At 39.9% G+C, this 19,492-nt stretch carries 18 protein-coding genes; 2 read left to right on the top strand and 16 right to left on the bottom strand.

Translation table 11 applies throughout. From position 1 onward, the window contains the following. Nucleotides 1-121: 121 nt before the first annotated feature. From raiA to NML76_RS09285, 3 genes are all read right to left on the bottom strand, one after another. Nucleotides 122-664 (bottom strand): ribosome-associated translation inhibitor RaiA, encoded by a 543-nt coding sequence (raiA, locus tag NML76_RS09295; RefSeq protein ID WP_254733353.1) that lies wholly within the window; start codon nt 662-664, stop codon nt 122-124. An 81-nt stretch (nt 665-745) separates the two neighbouring features. Continuing rightward, on the bottom strand, nt 746-1,411 hold the full coding sequence (locus NML76_RS09290) for a ComF family protein (RefSeq protein ID WP_254733351.1): 666 nt from the start codon (nt 1,409-1,411) through the stop codon (nt 746-748). Beyond that, the gene (locus NML76_RS09285) at nt 1,408-2,706 is read right to left on the bottom strand and encodes a DEAD/DEAH box helicase (RefSeq protein WP_201037368.1); all 1,299 of its coding nucleotides are present in this window, start codon (nt 2,704-2,706) and stop codon (nt 1,408-1,410) included. Before NML76_RS09285 ends, NML76_RS09290 begins: the two co-directional genes overlap by 4 nt. A gap of 55 nt (nt 2,707-2,761) precedes the next feature. Between NML76_RS09285 and NML76_RS09280 the strand changes: the two genes are divergently transcribed. Together NML76_RS09280 and cysK are read left to right on the top strand one after the other, a co-directional pair. Continuing rightward, on the top strand, nt 2,762-3,403 hold the full coding sequence (locus NML76_RS09280) for a YigZ family protein (protein WP_021154565.1): 642 nt from the start codon (nt 2,762-2,764) through the stop codon (nt 3,401-3,403). 122 nt (nt 3,404-3,525) lie between these two features. Continuing rightward, nucleotides 3,526-4,449 (top strand): cysteine synthase A, encoded by a 924-nt coding sequence (gene cysK / locus NML76_RS09275; protein WP_003004014.1) that lies wholly within the window; start codon nt 3,526-3,528, stop codon nt 4,447-4,449. A 50-nt stretch (nt 4,450-4,499) separates the two neighbouring features. Here the strand turns inward: cysK and NML76_RS09270 are convergent, their stop codons facing one another. The 13 genes from NML76_RS09270 to gmk all read right to left on the bottom strand — a co-directional run bounded on the left by NML76_RS09270 (nt 4,500) and on the right by gmk (nt 19,436). Next, the gene (locus tag NML76_RS09270; protein WP_023920312.1) at nt 4,500-4,865 is read right to left on the bottom strand and encodes a S1 RNA-binding domain-containing protein; all 366 of its coding nucleotides are present in this window, start codon (nt 4,863-4,865) and stop codon (nt 4,500-4,502) included. A gap of 1 nt (nt 4,866) precedes the next feature. Continuing rightward, on the bottom strand, nt 4,867-6,267 hold the full coding sequence (locus NML76_RS09265) for a Cof-type HAD-IIB family hydrolase (protein ID WP_247913763.1): 1,401 nt from the start codon (nt 6,265-6,267) through the stop codon (nt 4,867-4,869). 44 nt (nt 6,268-6,311) lie between these two features. Then, nucleotides 6,312-6,944, bottom strand: a complete 633-nt coding sequence (locus NML76_RS09260) for a response regulator transcription factor (RefSeq protein WP_049492345.1) — start codon at nt 6,942-6,944, stop codon at nt 6,312-6,314. After that, nucleotides 6,941-7,957, bottom strand: coding sequence for a sensor histidine kinase (locus NML76_RS09255; protein WP_049516138.1), 1,017 nt, complete (start codon nt 7,955-7,957; stop codon nt 6,941-6,943). Before NML76_RS09255 ends, NML76_RS09260 begins: the two co-directional genes overlap by 4 nt. Beyond that, entirely contained in the window at nt 7,954-8,649 is a 696-nt protein-coding gene (liaF, locus tag NML76_RS09250) for a cell wall-active antibiotics response protein LiaF (protein ID WP_003003865.1), read from the bottom strand. The genes NML76_RS09255 and liaF overlap by 4 nt, the downstream gene beginning before the upstream one ends. Before the next feature lie 175 nt (nt 8,650-8,824). After that, the gene (locus NML76_RS09245; protein WP_049516137.1) at nt 8,825-10,624 is read right to left on the bottom strand and encodes a CAP domain-containing protein; all 1,800 of its coding nucleotides are present in this window, start codon (nt 10,622-10,624) and stop codon (nt 8,825-8,827) included. A gap of 487 nt (nt 10,625-11,111) precedes the next feature. Beyond that, a complete protein-coding gene (gene pknB / locus NML76_RS09240) occupies nt 11,112-12,983 on the bottom strand; it encodes a Stk1 family PASTA domain-containing Ser/Thr kinase (RefSeq protein WP_049516135.1) in 1,872 nt (623 codons plus the stop codon). After that, nucleotides 12,980-13,720, bottom strand: a complete 741-nt coding sequence (locus tag NML76_RS09235) for a Stp1/IreP family PP2C-type Ser/Thr phosphatase (protein ID WP_049474471.1) — start codon at nt 13,718-13,720, stop codon at nt 12,980-12,982. Before NML76_RS09235 ends, pknB begins: the two co-directional genes overlap by 4 nt. Before the next feature lie 21 nt (nt 13,721-13,741). Beyond that, nucleotides 13,742-15,055, bottom strand: coding sequence for a 16S rRNA (cytosine(967)-C(5))-methyltransferase RsmB (gene rsmB / locus NML76_RS09230; protein ID WP_070589953.1), 1,314 nt, complete (start codon nt 15,053-15,055; stop codon nt 13,742-13,744). Beyond that, nucleotides 15,045-15,980, bottom strand: a complete 936-nt coding sequence (gene fmt / locus NML76_RS09225) for a methionyl-tRNA formyltransferase (RefSeq protein WP_070589955.1) — start codon at nt 15,978-15,980, stop codon at nt 15,045-15,047. Before fmt ends, rsmB begins: the two co-directional genes overlap by 11 nt. An 11-nt stretch (nt 15,981-15,991) precedes the next feature. Beyond that, nucleotides 15,992-18,400 carry a primosomal protein N' gene (locus NML76_RS09220; protein ID WP_003010336.1) on the bottom strand — a complete coding sequence of 803 codons (2,409 nt, stop codon included), beginning with the start codon at nt 18,398-18,400 and terminating at the stop codon, nt 15,992-15,994. A 63-nt stretch (nt 18,401-18,463) separates the two neighbouring features. Next, on the bottom strand, nt 18,464-18,778 hold the full coding sequence (rpoZ, locus tag NML76_RS09215) for a DNA-directed RNA polymerase subunit omega (RefSeq protein WP_003010339.1): 315 nt from the start codon (nt 18,776-18,778) through the stop codon (nt 18,464-18,466). Nucleotides 18,779-18,803: 25 nt separating this feature from the next. After that, a complete protein-coding gene (gmk, locus tag NML76_RS09210) occupies nt 18,804-19,436 on the bottom strand; it encodes a guanylate kinase (protein WP_003003905.1) in 633 nt (210 codons plus the stop codon). Nucleotides 19,437-19,492: the final 56 nt, after the last annotated feature.

Here is a 19,492-nt window from a genome sequence, read left to right as displayed (position 1 = left end):
ACTTTTTTCCAAAATTTTTTATTTTTTTGAAAGTTTTTTTGTTTATATAAAAAATCAGGAGTATAAACGCTCCTGATTCCTCTATAATTTAATTGATGTTTTCAATCTCTTTTTTTGATCTCTATTCTTTTACTTCCAATAGACCGATGTCTCCATCTTCTCTACGGTAGATCACATTTGTTGTATTGTCTTCTGCATCACGATAAATGAAGAAGTCGTGTGCTAATAGATCCATTTGAAGGATCGCTTCATCTAAATCCATTGGCTCTAGATCAATTGTTTTTGAGCGAACAACTTTTTCTGTGGTTGCTACTTCTTCTACAACTGCATCGGTAAACAATTTACCTGCACCAGATTTAATACGATTTTTCTTTTCGATTTTTGTTTTATTCTTACGAATTTGACGTTCAATTTTATCTACAACTAAATCAATTGAACCGTACATATCTTGAGAGACATCTTCTGCGCGCAGTGTAATAGATCCAAGTGGAATGGTTACTTCTACTTTTGCGGTCTTTTCACGGTAAACTTTTAAGTTTACTCGAGCGTCTAGCTCTTGATCTGCCTGAAAATATTTTTCAATCTTTTCGAGTTTAGAAACGACATAGTCGCGAATGGCTTCTGTTACTTCTAGGTTTTCACCACGGATACTATATTTAATCATATTAGTACCTACTTTCTAAACATTATGTTTTTATTTATATGTATATTATAACGCTTTCATAAACTTTTTGCAAATCTTTTTTTACCTTGCGATTGAAAATGTCTTTATTTCTTTCACACCTTTTTCAATTAGTAGGCGCTTCATTAATTCGATTGTTTTGCCCGTTGTGTAGATATCATCAAAGATAAGATATTTCTTTTTTTCTGAAACTTCTTCTATTAATTGAAAGTGTTGAGAGGTTTTTAATCTTTCTTCTCTTGTTTTTTTTGATTGGGCTAAGCTGTCTTCTTTTTGGAATAGACTGCTGTACTTTATTTCTGCAAAATCTAATATGGTTGATACTTGATTGAATCCTCTCTCCTGCTTTTTTTCATGGCTGATTGGAGTCGGTATTATCGTATAGCTTTTATACTTTTTCAAGGCTTTTTTGATGTCACATGCAAATACCATTCCTAATAAACGATCTCCTTCAAATTTATATCGCTTGAAATAGTCCTTCATTGCTGCATTATATCTATATAATGCTTCATGTTCTACCATATTCCCCTTTTGTATCCAGTATTCGCAATCTTTACATACTTTCTCCTCCTTATTTTTATAACATCTAGGACAATGGATTTCGCAAATTTGTTCGAAGTCTTCTTTGCATTCTTTACAAATCCATTCTTCTTGTTGATTCATAAAAATAAGGTCTGTGAAATGTTCACCAGTTTTCAACTCTTTCGTACAAAGCAGACATTCTTTCAAAATCCAGCCTCCTGATTCATTTCCTTTATTTCCTTAACCGCTTTCTTCATTTCTCGTGTTATGCCATCTGATAGAAAAAGTAGTTTACCTGTTGGTCTTTCTTTACTTCGACCGACCCTTCCTGAAATTTGTACGAGGGTACTTTTAGTAAATAATTTATGATTACTTTCTAAAACAAAGACATCTACAAACGGAAAGGTCACTCCTCTTTCTAAAATTGTTGTCGAGACTAGCATGGTTATGGCTCTGTTTCTAAACTCTTCTACCATTCGTAGGCGGTCTGTTGTCTGTGAGGATACAAAACCTACTGTTTCTTTTGGAAAGTATTTTTTTAAGTTCTCAGTAAATTGTTGTCCTAATTCTATCTCAGATACAAAGATTAACAATGGGTAGTGAGTCTGTCTTTGTTTCTTGATCAGTTGCAATAGTTGGTAAGGGATTCTTCCTTTTTCTATTTTTTCTCTAATTTTCGGCACCCATTTTATTTCAGGGACCACTAGTGGGTTCCCATGAAATCTTCTTGGAAGACTATAACGAATGATTTCTTTTTTCTTGACCCTTTTATCTAACTCATCTGTAGAGGTTGCGGTTAAATAAAGGGTATTTCCCTCTTTTTTTATTGCATTCTGAGCTGCTTTATATAAGATTGGATTGTCCACATAGGGAAACGCATCTACTTCATCTATAATAAGGAGATCAAAGGCCTGATAAAACTTTAGCAATTGATGGGTTGTAACGATCACCAAGGGGGTTCTAAAATAGGGTTCCGATTCTCCATGAAGTAAAGAGATGGGGCAGGAAAAATCTTCCTCCATCCTTCCGTACAGTTCGATACAGACATCGATTCTTGGGGTGGCAATACAGACTGCTTTTCCTGACTTGATCGCTGTTGCTACAACCTGGTACATCATTTCCGTTTTCCCGGCGCCTGTCACAGCATGAACCAGGGCATGTTTCCCTGCTTTAACTGCTTGGATAAGCCCTTCAGATACCTCTTGTTGATAGGAAGTCAAGGTTCCTTTCCAGTTTAGCACCTCTTGTCCTTCAAAGTCTTGCTGTGCAATAGCATAAAGTTTTTGATCACTCCGGATCCTTCCCAATTGGATACAGGCTCTACAATACAGTACCTCTTCACTTAACTTCCACAGTTTTTGATCAATCAAACTGCCACATCGAAAGCATTGGTACCTTCCATTCTGTTTTTCTATAGCTGGAAGTTCGTAGGCAATTTCTTTTAGATCATTTGTCATTTGACTCTCCGTTAAGAGTCTTCCATAAGAATCTTCTATCTTCATACTTATTAATTCGCAAAAGTTGGAGAAAATCATTCTTTTTTTGTAAAATAAGAATATGGAATATGTTACATTTAAAGAGAACGGTACTGTTCAAGAAGAAATCAAAAAATCAAAATTCATTTGTCATGTCAAGCGAGTCTCCTCTGAAGAGGAAGCCAGAGATTTTATCAATGCCATCAAAAAGGAACACTATAAGGCTACACATAACTGCTCTGCTTTCATCATTGGAGAACAAAGTGATATCAAACGAACCAGTGACGATGGAGAGCCTAGTGGAACAGCTGGGGTACCGATGTTAGGTGTTTTGGAGAATCATCGCATCACTAATAGTTGCGTCGTGGTTACCCGCTATTTCGGAGGTATTAAATTAGGCGCTGGCGGTCTGATTCGTGCTTATGCTGGAAGTGTTGCACAAGCAGTTCGAGAGATTGGACTGGTAGAAATCAAAGAGCAAGTGGTTCTTGGGATCACACTTTCTTATTCCCAATACCAAGAATTTGCTAATTTCTTAAAAGACCATCAATTGGCGGAACAAGATCCAATGTTCACAGATCAGGTGATGACAACGATTTTTGTGGATAAAGAAAATACAAACTCTATCACAGCAGCTTTAGTCGAATTTTACAATGGTAAAGTCATTATTGAGGATCAAGGAATTCGTGAGGTTGAAGTACCCCTACTTTCTGTAGAAAAATAATTAAAATACTATCGGCAACGATAGTTTTTTTTTATCACACCCATAAAATTTCTATATTTTACATTCTTCCCGCAAGGGACTATACTTGTTAGTATCAAGAAAACCTAGAACTGAGGTATATTATGGCTATTTATGAAAATATTACAGAACTGATTGGGAACACTCCGATTGTCAAATTGAACCGTCTTGTTCCTGAAGGAGCTGCAGATGTCTATGTCAAACTCGAAGCTTTCAATCCTGGATCATCTGTTAAAGACCGGATTGCTTTGAGCATGATTGAAAAAGCTGAAGCGGATGGCTTGATCAAACCAGGTGATACCATTGTCGAAGCAACTAGTGGGAACACAGGGATTGGTTTGTCATGGGTTGGCGCAGCTAAAGGCTACAAAGTTGTGATTGTCATGCCTGAAACCATGAGTGTGGAACGTCGTAAAATCATCCAAGCCTATGGAGCTGAACTTGTTTTGACTCCTGGAAGTGAAGGGATGAAAGGCGCTATCGCTAAAGCTGAAGCAATCGCTGCAGAAAGAAATGGCTTCCTTCCTCTTCAATTTGAAAACCCTGCTAACCCAGAGGTACATGAAAGAACAACAGGACAAGAAATCGTTGATGCCTTTGGAAAAGATGGTTTAGATGCTTTTGTCGCAGGTGTTGGTACTGGTGGTACTGTTTCTGGTATTTCTCATACTTTGAAAAAGAATAATCCTGCTGTCAAAGTCTATGCCGTTGAGGCCAATGAATCCGCAGTCCTTTCTGGCGAAAAACCTGGACCACATAAAATCCAAGGGATTTCAGCTGGTTTTATCCCAAATACTTTAGACACTAATGCATATGATGGTGTTCGTCGCGTATCTTCAGAAGAAGCTTTCGAACTTGCACGCGCTATCGGTGGAGCTGAAGGATTCTTAGTCGGTATCTCAAGCGCAGCTGCTATCTATGCTGCTATTGAAGTCGCAAAAGAATTGGGTAGCGGTAAAAAAGTTCTTGCTCTTGCACCAGATAATGGAGAACGTTATCTTTCTACTACCCTTTACGAATTTGAATAATTCTCTATATCAAAAAAACTTCGATAGGTTTCATCAACCTATCGAAGTTTTTATTTCTTTTCTTGTTTGCTAAAGAATACCTTTCCTTCTTTAACCCAGGTCGGCATCTGTTGAGCTAAGGGCGCAAAACCACTCTTGTGGCGATCATTTGAAAAACGATGGTGTCGAATACTTCGTTGTGGTGTTTCTTCTAGTGTTCTCAGAGAGAGGCTAGCTTTCTTAGAATATTCATCAACATCGATGACTTGGACAAAGACTTTTTCTCCAATTGAAAGAATATCATGAATATTACTTACATAACCACTTCTAATCTCTGAGATATGAATCAAGCCCGTGACACCCGACTCTAGTTCGACAAAGGCACCATAAGGTTGAATGCCTGTAATGGTCCCTTCTAACTTATCTCCAATTTTCATATTAGTCCTCAATCTCGATGGTTTCAATCACGACATCTTCTACTGGCTTATCCATCATCCCTGTCTCAACAGCCGCGATCTCATCCAACACAGCAAAAGAAGCTTCATCCATCAATTGTCCAAATACGGTATGGCGTTGATCTAGGTGAGGAGTTCCCCCTTCTGTCGTATAGATTTCAGCAATTTCTTCAGGCCAGCCACCGCGGACCAATTCCTTTTTCGAATATGGGAGATGTTGATTTTGTACAATAAAGAATTGGCTACCATTTGTGTTTGGTCCAGCATTTGCCATCGAAAGGGCTCCACGAATATTGTACAGTTCTTTTGAAAATTCGTCTTCGAAGCTCTCACCATAGATGGATTCACCACCCATACCTGTACCAGTAGGATCTCCCCCTTGGATCATAAAATCTTTAATAATCCGATGGAAAATGACACCATCATAATAACCAGACTTAGCAAGAGCTACAAAGTTTGCAACTGTTTTTGGCGCTTGATCCGGGAACAATTGAATGTTCATCTTACCGTGATTGGTTTTGATCACAGCGACAGGACCGTCAGCCGTAGCAAGTTCTAACTGTGGTAACGTCAATTCTTTTTCAACCATATTTAACTCCTCTAAGGCATAGAATATGCCATCTTCTTCTAAATTCTTAGTGATATAATCAGCTTTTTCTTGTAACTCTGGGGCAGATTTTCCCATTGCGATACTAATTCCAGCATAATCAAACAGTTCTAGATCATTTAATCCATCCCCAAATACTAAAACATTCTCTGGCTTCAAGCCCAAATGATTTACAAGATGAGAAACTCCTGAAGCTTTTGAAGCTTCAAAACGAACAACATCTGACGAATGGGGATGCCACGAAACTAGGCGCAAGTCCTCTTGCAAAGAAGGGGGCAACTCTAGCTCACTATCCTGTTCATCAAAGGTCCACATTTGGAAAATAGGTTCTTTCAAATGCAGATCTGGATCTACGGGTAAGTTGGGATAAATGATGTCAATAGCATCACTGATCAAGGGTGTCCGATTAGACAGGGCAGCTTGATGACTAGCCACTAACCCATAATCAATCTCGGATTCTTTGGCCCAATCTACAAAAGAAGAAACGATTGCTTCATTGATTGGTGATTGGTAGATCACAGTTCCTTTTGTATCTTCTATATAGGCACCGTTTAAGGTTACTAGAAAATCAGGCTTTAAGTCCATGATTTCAGGAACAACCCCAAAAATCCCTCTGCCGGTTGCAATCCCTGTTCGGATTCCTTTTTCTTTCAACTGATGGAAGACGTCTTTGACAGATTCTGGGATCAATCCTGTTTCTTTTGCACGTAATGTATCATCAATATCAAAAAAGACGATTTTAACTTTTTTGGCTTTATAACGTAATTTTGCGTCCACTTGTCTCCCCCTTATGATCACGCTCTATTATAGCATGTTTCCTTTTAAAAATCTTCTTGATTCACCAGATGGTGTCGAAAGGCATAGACGACTGCTTGCGTCCGATCACTGACTTCTAATTTCGATAAGATGTTGGAGACATGGGTCTTCACTGTTTTTAAAGAAATGAAGAGTTCATCTGCTATTCGTTGATTTTCATATCCTTTCGTCAATAAAGCCAGAATATCTCGTTCTCTAGCTGTCAAATCATCATGCAATTCAGCATGGTTCTTTCGTGACTCAACTTTTTGACTAACTTCTGTCTCAATTGCAAATTCTCCCTTTGCAACCTTTCTGACAGCCTGTAAGATCTCAGTTGCTGACGAGGTCTTTAAAATATACCCTTTTGCACCGGCATCTAAGACAGGGTAAATCTTTTCGTTATCTAAATAAGACGTCAAAATGACAATTTTAGCTTCCGGCCACTCTTTTAGGATGGCTAGAGTCGCATCGATTCCATTTAGCTCTGGCATCACAATATCCATGATGATGACGTCTGGTCTTTCTTTCAGCGCCAACTCCACCCCTTCATGCCCATTTTTCGCCTCTAAGACCTGCTCAATATCGGTTTGCATGGACAAAAAGCTTTTCAATCCCAATCGGACCATTTCATGATCATCTACTAATAATACTTTCATACAGTTTCCTTTTCATTTTTATCTTTTACAAGGAGGGGAACGCGAATATCTACAGCCACTCCCTTTTGAGGACTCGTTCTTATTTTAATGGTTCCCGCCATGTCTTCTACACGTTCTTGAATATTTTTCAACCCATAACTCAATCGTTCCAATTTTTCCTGCTCAAATCCGATTCCATCATCTACCATCCGTAAATGAAGTTGTTTTCCTTCCTGTTGCAAAAAGACATCCATTTGTTGAGCTCTAGCGTGTTTCAAGGTATTGCTGACAATTTCTTGGACGATCCGAAATAGATGTTCTTCCATTTCTTTTGGAATGCTCACGTCATTATGATGGAAGACAACTGCTAGGTTACTCTTTTCCTTCAATTCTCTAAAAATCATCTCCATCCCTTCTACCAAACTTTTTCCTTCCAATTCTGTAGGACGAAGATGTAGGAGCAAGACGCGTAAATCATTTTGGGCTGTACCTAGAATATCTGACACACCATTTAGTTGCTGCTGGATCTGACTTTTCTCTAACTCAAGAGCCCGTGCTGCCACTCCAGATAAAATCATATTGGCTGCAAACAATTCTTGACTAACCGTATCATGTAGATCACGCGCAATTCTCTTACGCTCGATTTCCACAATTTCTTCTTCATTTCGCATCACACGATTTTCACTCTTTTGTAAATTTTCTTCTAGTCGAAGTAATTTGCTGTCCAATAAATCTAACTGTTGATTCAATTCTTTGGGGGCAATTTCTTTTCGCTGTGAAGCAGTCAGGATAGATTCTACCTTTTGTTGTACTGCATGAACTGTTACAAATTGCGTGATTTTGATAATTAAGACAACCAAAGCCGTCAATGCAAGCGTCAGACTAAAAACCAAAAATAGGAATGACTGAAGCAAGGAAAGATCTGAGAGAAGTTTGCCCCACTGAAAACCAACAAAATGGAAAATGGTATGACAAATGACCGCAACCACCATTAGGGAATAGAAATACAATAGGAGATAGTCTAATTTCTTCATGCGCGAATCACCTCAACATCCCCAACAATACCAACTAACACAATTTTTATAGAACGGTGCGATCTCCGATAGTGTGCCGTTTCAATGTCTATGGTTTCATTCCTCATTTTACGGACAGGAAGATCCAAAAACTTCAGATCTCCATACAGGGTGTTAATTTGTAAATGCAACTCCAAATCAATCGGTAAGATAATTTTTGTATTTCCAAAACCTTTCCGAATGATCACTACATTGTCCCAATTGCAAATGGCTACCTCCTCTAAATGGAGGGTGTCATTTCCAAAAACTCGGATTACATTCAGATCTCGATACCCTCGACTTTGCTTTGAAAAATGTTGTAAATCACCAATCCATCGAGTTTTTTCCTGACGAATTTTCGTATCCTCTTCAACATCAAACACAACGGCTTCATTTTCCTTATACATATAAGGGTAAGCAATCAATAAACCATAAACCACCGCAAATAAAATGGCTGCAATCACAAAAGGATTCAGCATCACGATAAAAAACAATAGCACACTCAGCGCGATTAATAGAAAATTCGCTTTTTGTTTGCCAAAATAGTAATACAAAAGGAGCAAAAAGAGAACCATCAAGACAACAAATCTGGAAAAATCGATTGATAAAATGGTGATCGCTGCCAATGTTAACAAAACGGCTTCAACGAAAATAAAAATTTGTATTTTCCACATAGTCTACCTCATCTTTTCCTATTTTATCAAATTTTTCCTCATTTGACTTCCGTCTATGGTTGGATAATAAGAAGAGCAAAAAAACACCCAAAAGAAAGAAATCCTTTGGGTGTCCTTGGTATCGGAATGAATTGTTATTAAATAAGTTCTTTCCGATAACAGTTGTCTAGAGGCATTATTTATACATGAATGCCCAGTAATAGTTACCGTCGCCATTGATGACTGCTGCTACCGCACCTTCTGTGGCATTTGGATCGAGCATTAATTCTCTCAATCCACTGTTATACCATTTCGTTGCGACTGTTGTTGCATTGTCTTCACGGCGAGCTACAAACCCTGTGCTATCGTACTGACGTGAAATAGTATGGGCTTTTGGCAAGGCACGTGAGTTGTAGACATCATCTGACCAAGTCAATTCTTTTAAGCCTTGTGCCTTTCGTAATTCGTTAATCTTAGCAAAAGCTTCTTTCGCTTTATCTAACTCGATATAGTTTGTATTGTCTGTCGCTTCTACACGATAAACGAATTTCACATAGCCAAACTCAACATCTTTATAGTTCTTGTCATCTACTCCACTCTTCAAGTTAGCGATTAAAACATAGTCTTTAGCCCATGGGTTTTCTTTAGATTGCTCAAAGAGTTCTGGGTCCTCGATTTCCCATTCTACTTTGGCATCCCATCCAGCATTATCAATAAATTTAGGATTCATTTTCTTAATGACATAGTCCTTAAATTCATCCACATTCTTAAATGGAAGAGCTTGACCTGCTTTAGCTGTTTCTACCAGATTTGTAGAGTAGAGCTTCACGCTTGAGTCACGATCGCTATAAGCATATTCATCATCTTTGGCATCTTCGTGGAATTTTGGATCGATCTCAGGATCTTTCGGATCTGTCATTCCATAAAGTTTCCATTTATCTCCATTCCATTTCCAATAAGCAGAGTAACCAGTTGCTTCCGTATCAGAAGGAACGTAGTAATAGTGAGTCGACCCGTCAAAGTAGTAGTTCTTATCTCGACGCAAAGCTGCTGATCCAGGTTTTCCAGGAGGATAGACTATCTTAGGTGCTCGTCCATTTGGAGCCCATGGAAGATGTTCTAATCCTTCTGCTGGTGTCTCAACGTATGGAGGAATTTGGTTTTCACTAGGCTGATCTGTTGATACCAAACCATCATTTCCAGGCACTTCAGGTTGCACCGGTTCTTCTGGTTTTGGTTCACTTGGATTTTCTGGGGTTGGTGCGAAAGGATCAAACTCTCCATCTGCTCCTACAAATGGAGGATTTTCTGGGAAGATCAAGTTGCCGTGATCTTCTGGTGTAGATGGTTCTGATGGATTAACTGGTTGATCCGGTTTATCGCTTGGATCTGGCTCTTCAGGTGTTGGAGTTGGATCCGGAGTCGGTGTTGGAACCGGATCAGGAGTATCAGGATTTTCCGTTGAATTCTTCACAAATACCCATTTGCCATTTTTATAGTAGTAATAATCCCCATTATCCAATACATAATAATGGTAGCCATTTTCATATACATAATGAGGGTCATTGGCAAGGTTATTAGTAGAGTTATTCCGATTAGTTAGAGGCTTCCACTCACCATTGCGGTAGATCCGGTAAGTTCCATCACTCATCCGATAATAATGATTGCCATTCCAATAAATGTAGTTTACATCATTTTCCAAGGAATAACCATAGTTCCAACCATTATAGCCATAATAATTATTCCAGCTAGGATAACCATAGTTATAGCCATAATAATAGTTCCAATTTGGATATCCATAGCCATAACTATAGGTCCATGAATTATAGCCATTATAACCGTTCCAATTATTGTAACCATAGTTATAATAGTTTGAACGATAAGAGGAGGTATTCCATCCTCTATTTTCTGCAGCTACTTTTGTTGCTATAAATGCCGGGACAATCATAGCTGTTGCTAAGATTGCTCGACTAACCACTCTATATTTTCTGTCCATTTAAATAATCTCCATTGGGAAAGTATAGGCGAAAGATACATCAACTATGTGCACATATTTCAAAAGTCATTCTACCTCCCTGTTTCTCAGTTCACGATATTTTTCTCCACTAGTTGTCAAGGCCTATTCAACTAGCAGAAAAAAATCTATTCGTTTACCAATTTCCTATCAAAGCAGGCCTGAACGACTTTTTACTCTTTGATCTCCTTTCACGCAGATTATAGCATGTGGGCTAAAACAAAGGCAAATAATTTGATATTCAATCTATTTTCAACTTCAAATTACCTTATGTTTAATTGACTATTTTATTTTACCGGACTTGAAACCCCTTGTTTGTTAAGGAGTTCACATAATCTATTCATCTGTAGAAAAATAGTTTCTTGAAGCGACTTCAAAGTATTTCCCTCGACAGGGAAATAAAAAAATCACGACATAGCAACAAAAAAATACAAAAAGACTCAGAAATCCATCTGAGTCTTAGACTGTTTTATGAATCTCCACCAGTTGCACTACTGCTAGAACTTTCTGTATCTGATCGTTCAGCAGAAGATGAACTAGATGTATCTGAACTGGATGAGGCTTTCGTACTTGAAGAAGCGGTCACTTTAGGTTCATATACCGTTAAAACAATTCGTGTTCGGTTAATATCCACCGTACTCGAAACTTCTGGAGTTTGACTAACAATTTGACCGGCAGAAACAACTACCCCATCAGGGAGATGTTCTGTTTTTCTTAATTCGATATTGGCTTCTTTAATACTATAGATCTCAATCAAATTACTTCTAGCAAAATCGTAAGTTGATCCAACATAGTTTGGCATTTCAATTGAAGTCGTTTCTTTCGCTACTTTCAAAACAATCTTGGTTTTTGAATTCAGAGAATATTGCTCTCCTGGAGCTGGAGTTTGTTCAAGAACTGTCCCTGCAGCATAATCGAAGGTCTCAACTTCTTCAATCGTGATCATTTTGCTTGATACTTTATAAGTATTTTTCAGATCTTCTTCTGCTTTTGCCCGTGTTTCACCCACGTAATTTGGCATTTCAAAGCTGTTTGGTCCTTTGGAAATAATCAAATCAATTCGACTTTGTTCTTTCTTTTGGGCCCCTGCATTTGGATTGGTTCGAATGACGTAGCCTTCTGCAACCGAATCACTGTACTCTTCTTTCTCTTCACCGACTTGAAGGTCTTGTCCCTCAATAACCGCTCTGGCTTCGGCAATGGTTTTGCCGGAAACATCTGGAACTGTTTTATTGGCTGGGCTCATATATAACAAGAAAGTAAAGGCTGCAAGTACTAGGGCAATGGCAACAAACAAGACCTTGTAGCGCGCCCGCAAACGTCTTCTTGGCTTTTTACTTGGCGCCATGGTCTGCTGATCAGATAATGGTCGATTAGGATCTACTGAACTGATTTCACTGCGTACCTCAGAGATTGGAACAGGAGCCGTCCTTGGAGTTGGACTCACTTTTGGAAGAGTCTTTGTATCAGCTTTCGCTTGGTCTTCAAAAACCAGTTTTTTCTCATTTCTTCTCTCATAGGACAAGCAACTTGAAAGATCTACATACATCTCTGCCACTGATTTATAGCGATCCGTCAGTTTTTTAGCTGTCGCCTTGATCACCACATTTTCTAAAGCTTGTGGAACATTCTTATTTTCTTCACGAATAGAGGGGAGTGGCTTTTGAAAATGCTGCAAAGCAATTGTGACTGCACTATCTCCATCATAAGGAATGTGTCCTGTCAACATCTCATAGAAAATAATCCCCATCGCGTAGATGTCACTTTGCACCGTAGCTTTTGATCCACGCGCCTGCTCAGGGGACAAATAATGAACCGACCCCAACATCGAGTTGGTCTGGGTCAAGCTAGTCTCTGCGAAGGCCACTGCAATCCCAAAGTCTGAAACTTTTGCTGTTCCATCTGGTGTCAAGAGGACATTCTGTGGTTTTAAATCTCTATGGATAATGCCACGCGTATGGGCAAGACGCATAGCTAGAAGGATCTGCCCCATCAAACGAACAGCTTCTTCATTTGATAAAGGAGCATTTTCTTTGATATAGCGTTTCAAGTCTAAACCTGCAACATATTCCATTGCAAGGTATTGTTGTCCTTCTTCTTCGCCAATGTCTGTAATCCGAACGATATTTGGATGGTCCAGCTCTGCCATCGCCTTTGCTTCACGCTGAAAACGCGCAACCGCAATGGGATCCGTCTGGTAATTCGTACGCAGTACCTTGACTGCAACTTCTTCCCCATCTAAAATCAAATCACGCGCAAGATAAACATCTGCCATCCCGCCGCGTCCAATTTGTTGGATGATTTTATATCGCCCGGCAAAAATTTTGCCGATTTGAATCATGCTGCGTCCTCCTCAGTAAAGTGGAGCAGTACAACAGTGATATTATCCAAGCCTCCAGCATTATTGGCAAAACGAATCAAGGTTTGAGCTTTTTCTTCCAGTGAAACATCACTCAAGACAATATCTCTGATTTCATCCGGGCCAATCATATTGGTTAAACCGTCACTATTGATCAAAATATAATCATCTGCTTCAACCGTCACCAAACCATAATCCGGCTCTAACTCATCTTTTTGACCAATGGACTGAGTGATGATGTTACGTTGAGGATGATGGGCAGCTTCTTCCTCTGTAATTTGACCAGCTCGCAAAAGAGCATTTACAAGAGAATGGTCACTGGTCAACTGCTGGTATTCGCCCTGACGAATGAGGCCAATCCGTGAATCCCCAACGTGGGCATAAATCACTTGTCCTTCTACAAAAGCCAAGGCTTCTAGTGTCGTTCCCATTCCTTTGTGCTCATCATCTTGCCCAGCCAAATGAATCCGACGATTCACAGCTTCTAAATGTTCTGCAAACCATTCCCGTACTTGATTAACCGTCTCGATCTCAGAAGAAACCCAAGCCGCACCTAGGTCTGTGACTGCCATTTCACTAGCAATATTTCCGGCACGGTGTCCTCCCATACCATCAGCAAGTAAAACCATAGATTTTCCTGCCTTGTTTTTATATTGATTTGCATAGTCTTGGTTATTTGTCCGTCTTTGACCTACATCGGTTAAGATCGTCATATCCATACTGTCAGTTTCCTCCTGATATTATGAGATTCTCTTAAAACGACTGATAAAGAAGCCGTCGCTTCCATATAATTCGGGTGTAATAAGGATACAATCATTTTTAAGAATATCTTTTCTTTCGTGATCCAATGGGACTTTTTCGAAATTTGGATGGTTTTTCAAAAATTGGTCCACCACTTCAAAATTCTCTTTACCCATAATTGTACACGTACTGTACACTATTATACCACCTTTACGCACACTTTGACAAACACTATCCAGAATGGCCAATTGGATAGCTTGTAAAGATACAAAATCTGCACTCTCTTTATTGTACTTGATATCAGGCTTTCTCCGTATCAAACCAATCCCTGAACAAGGCGCATCCACCAAAATTTTATCGAAAGCATCAGGTCCAAATGTTTCAAAAACTTTTGTCGCATCTAACTTCTTTGTCAAAATTTTGTCCGCAACATGGAGCCGATTAGCATTTTCTTGAATCAATTTGAGCTTATGGTCATAGAGATCCAAGGCTGTGACTTTCCCAGTTGTGAGATAAGAAGCCAGGTGGGTCGTCTTTCCACCTGGAGCCGCACAGGCATCTAAAACCCACTCATCTCCTTGCAAATCCAAAGCTGGTGCCACCAATTGACTGGACTCGTCTTGAATAGTAATGCGCCCTTCTTTAAACAAGGAATGCGCCGCAAAATGTCCCTGCTCTTTCACGAGAGCGGACGAAGCAAGTAGAGAGGAGGTTGCTTCGAGTAGCTGAGCCAACTCTTCTTTTTCGTCCAGATCAATCACACGAATACTGGATTTATTACGCTGATAGAGACTCTTAAAAATAGCGCAAGCACGTTCTTCACCGTATTCTTCGATCAATGCTTTGACCAACCATACAGGTAGGGAATACTCTACCGAATAACGTTTGTTCTTTCGCTTGATTGTATCAATAGCTGGTAGTCCTTCGCGGATTAGCTTTCTAAGAATAGCATTGACAAACTTCTCACTGCCTTCTTTACGACGTTTTGCTATCCGGACAGCTTCATTGACGATGGCATGATCGGGAATGCGGTCTAAATAGACAAGTTGATACAAACTCATCATCAAAAGATAATAGAGCCAAGGATCTAATTTCGTCCGGTCTTCAATTACGTGGGCGAGATACCACTCGAGTGTTATCTTCCGTGCTACAGTACCGTATACAACTTCCGTAACAAAGCTTCTATCTTTATCTGAAAGTTGAGAGTGTTCTAGCGCTTGATTTAGGGCAATATTAGAATAAGCTCCCTGTTCAAAAACCTCTTCTAACACTCGAACGATCTGTTCCCGCGCATTCATTTGTTTAACTTCCAAAGTGATCTCCTACTTTCAATTGACGGCCGGCGCCATTCAAAAAGTCTGTGATGGACATTTTTGGTTTTCCTGCCGGCTGCACAACTTTGAGGGACAATGCGCCTTCTCCTGCAGCGACTAGCAACTCTTTTTTGGTCAAAGCAATCACTTCTCCTGGATTTCCATTTCCTTCGCATAGCTCTGCTTCATAAACTTTAAAGCGTTGTCCATTTAATAACGTATGAGCGACCGGCCAAGGATTCATCCCTCGGATCTGATTAAAGACTTGGCGATTGGTTTTGGTCCAGTCCAAAACCTCTTCTTCCGGTAAAATATTCGGTGAAAATGTGACCAAACTTGGATCTTGTGGACTTGGCTTGATCTCCCCTGCTAGGTAAGCTGGCAAAGTATCTAGGAGTAAGTCACGTCCAAGGACTGCCAATTTTTCAAACAAAGTTCCCACATTGTCCTCATCTAAAATTGGGAGAGAACGAGCTGCAATCATGTCTCCGGCATCCATTTCCTTGACCATTTCCATAATTGTAACCCCAGCTTCTTCGTCACCATTGATCAGGGCATAGTGAATGGGAGCTCCACCTCTATATTTAGGTAATAAAGACGCGTGGACATTCACCGCGAATTGGAAGTTCTCCAACAATTTTGTCGGTAAAAATTGTCCAAAAGCAGCGGTCACAATTCCATCTGCATCTAGTGATAAGAGCGTTTCCATTTCTGGACTACCCGATAATTTCTCCGGCTGAAGAACTGGTAGTCGATGTTCTAAAGCTACCTGCTTCACCGGGGTCATTCGAATCTCTTTTTTGCGACCTACTTTGCGGTCTGGTTGCGTCACAACTGCCAAAATTTCATAGCGCGAATCTGCTAACAATCCCTTTAAAACCGTCGCTGAAAAATCAGGCGTTCCCATAAAAATTAATTTTGTCATTTCTTTCTTCCTTACATAAAGCTTTGAGGTTCATTATCAATACTGACACGTAGATCTTGGTTGCCTCTTTCTTGTGTAAATTCTAGGATTTGATTCAAGACCTGTGTCATGCCTTCTTCGAAACGATATTTCACAATGATTTGATAATGATACAAATTATGTGTGCGTGCAATTGGTTTAGGTGTTGGTCCTAAGATTTGGACCTGATCAGATAAGCCAGATCGGAGAATTTCCATGACCTGATGTGACTTCTCCATCACAATTTCCTCACTCTTATGGGATAGGGTTAACCCAACTGTGAAGTAATAAGGCGTATAGCCTAACTGCCGGCGAATCTGCATTTCATAGGCAAAAAAGCCTTCATAATCTTGGTTTTTGGCAAATCGAATCGCATAATGATTGGGGTTGTAGCTCTGAATGATAACCTCTCCTTCTTTCTCTGCTCGTCCGGCCCTTCCTGCCACCTGAGTCAAGAGTTGAAAGGTTCGCTCTGAGGATCGATAATCCGGTAAATTTAAAGAAGTATCCGCATTCAAGACACCCACTAACGTCACATTTGGAAAATCCAAGCCCTTCGCAATCATTTGCGTCCCTAATAAAATATCCGCTTCTCCATTCCCGAAAGCATCTAATATTGCTGCGTGGCTCCCTTTTTTTCGGGTAGTATCCACATCCATACGCAAAATTTTAGCCTCAGGAAAGATCTCTTGTAATTCATCATAGGCTTTTTGTGTTCCTGTCCCGTAATAACGAATGGAAGGACTTTGGCAATTTGGACAGTGTCGAGGAATCGCTTTGCTATAGCCACAATAATGACAGTTCATGGTTTTAGTATCCATGTGGAGGGTCAGTGAGATATCACAATTGGGACAAGTATCCACAGTTCCACACTCGCGACACATGACAAAGCTGGAATAACCACGGCGGTTCAACATCAAGACGACCTGCTCTTTTTTCTGCAAGCGATCAGCAATAGCTTCCACTAGAACCGGAGTGAAGTTACCAGCTTCATTTTGGCCAATATAATCACGGAAATCAACGACTTTAACTTCTGGAATTTTGGCTGCCGGATTGGCCCGTTGGGTGAGACGAATTAATTCATAAACCCCTTTTGTTGCACGAGCCCTCGATTCTAAACTTGGTGTAGCAGATCCAAGAAGCAAGACTGCTTGATTGTACTGAGCCCTTAGGACTGCGACTTCCCTTGCGTGGTAGCGTGGATTACTATCTTGTTTGTAGGAAGCCTCATGCTCCTCATCAATGATGATGGCTCCGATGTTTTTTAAAGGGGCAAAGATGGCTGAGCGCGCTCCAACGACTACCTTGGCCTCCCCACGTTCAACTTTTCGCCATTGATCATACTTCTCACCATTTGATAAGCCCGAGTGCAGAATAGCTACTTCCTGGCCAAAACGCGAGATAAAACGATCCGTCATCTGTGGCGTCAGGGAAATCTCAGGAACCAACATAATAGCCGTTTTCCCCTTATTTAGAACTTCTTGAATAATCTGCAGATAAACTTCTGTTTTCCCACTTCCAGTCACACCTTCTAGTAAAAAAGGTTTTGATGTTTTCCCAATTTGAGAAACTACTGTTTCGACAGCTTTTGCTTGCTCTGAATTTAAAAGCAGAGCCTGGGTCTGTTCTTTGCCTTCATAATATGCAGCCGCCCGATTCACTTCTCGTTCTGTAATTTCTAAAACACCCTGTTCGATAAAATAAGCTACCACTTCTCGTGAAAAATCCTGATACAATCCTGCTAAGGGTTGCTCCCCTTGCTCTAGTAACAGGCGCTCTTTCAATGCTAGCCTTTTTTTAGCTCTTCCTGATGGTTGAAGTTCTTTTAATCCTTCCTGGTTAACGCGATACCATTTTTCTGTTTTAATTTGTTTCCTATCCTTGGCCTTGTATTCAAGTACCAAATCTCCTTTTCTGACCAACCGCATCACTTGGGCTTGATCGGCCGCATCTAGAGAAGAAAAAGAAACTTCATTTTTTTCACCAAAAAGTTTCACTTTGAGAGTTGGATCTAAAGAAGGTTGAGGATACAAAATCTTATCATAACTCGAATTGAGGAGAGAAGGAAGCATGGTTTTTAAAATCGTGATCTTATAAGAAAAAACACTTTTTCGTAATTGATCTGCCAACCAGAACTGCTCTTGATTTAAGACCGGAGTGTAATCCAAGACCTCCACAATCGCTTTTAATTCCTCGCTTGTGTCTGCCTCTTCTAAAACATCTACCACAATCCCTTGAATGAGGCGATTCCCTTTACCAAAGGGGACATGAACTCGCATACCTGCCTCCACCATATCCTCAAATTCTAATGGAATCTGATAAGAATAGGGTTTATCTGTCTGCATCAATGGGACATCTACGATGACTTTTGCTATCACTTTTTCACCTCCAGCCTCTATCATATGAGCTTTACTTTATCACGGAACCCTTTAAATAGCAAAAAATAAGATTGAGAAGCCCCAACCTTAAATTTTTTCACCATCTTCTTTTTCTTTGGCAATTTGTTCCTTAATTTTGCGCTCTTCTTCTTCTTTGCGAATCCGCTCTGCTTCAATCCGACGACGAAGTGCTTCACGTTTTGCTTCTGGATCCGGGTGAACAACTACGTTTCCAGACTCGATTTCTTCAAGCGCTTGTAATGTTGATTTAACTGATTGGAATTCTTGAGTTGGTACTGCACCACTTTCCAATTCGTGGGCCCGTTTTGCCTCAAGAATAACCAATGAATATTTTGATGGTACTTTGTCAAGCAATGTATCAATAGAAGGTTTTAACATCATATTCCTATACCTAATTTCTAATTATTTATCTCTTCACAATAGTTTGTGTTTTTGGTAACATATCCAGATAATGGCCAATGACACGGTCTACACGGAAATGCTCTGCTTCGATCACACGTTTGACACGTTCAGCAGCAAGAGGAACCTCGTCGTTCACAATGGCGTAGTCATATTCACGCATCATGGCGATTTCTTCTTTTGCTTTTTCAATCCGTTGCGCAATAACTTCTGCACTATCTGTCCCGCGACCCACTAATCGATCTTGCAATTCATCCAAATCAGGCGGAGTTAAGAAAATAAAAACTGCATCTGGAACTTTCTTCTTTACTTGAAGGGCACCCTGAACTTCAATTTCAAGGAATACATCGATTCCCTTGTCCAAGGTTTCATTCACATAGGTTAAAGGAGTCCCATAGTAATTTCCAACGTACTCAGCGTACTCCAACATTTGCCCTTGACGGATCAAATCTTCAAATTCTTCACGTGTACGGAAAAAATAGTCGACACCATCCACTTCACCTGGACGTTGTGCACGCGTCGTCATCGATACAGAATACTGAAACTGATTGTCCGAGTTTTCAAAAATTTCTCGTCTGACCGTTCCTTTTCCAACCCCCGAAGGGCCAGAAAATACGATTAATAAGCCACGATCCGCCATGATTTCTCCTTCAATGTCTTTCTATCTAGTGTAACAAAAATCGGCCTAATTTTCAA

The organism is Streptococcus sp. CF8_Ac1-9 (assembly GCF_024295565.1).
Lineage (GTDB): Bacteria > Bacillota > Bacilli > Lactobacillales > Streptococcaceae > Streptococcus > Streptococcus parasanguinis_X.
This window is presented reverse-complemented; position numbering and strand designations above follow the sequence as displayed.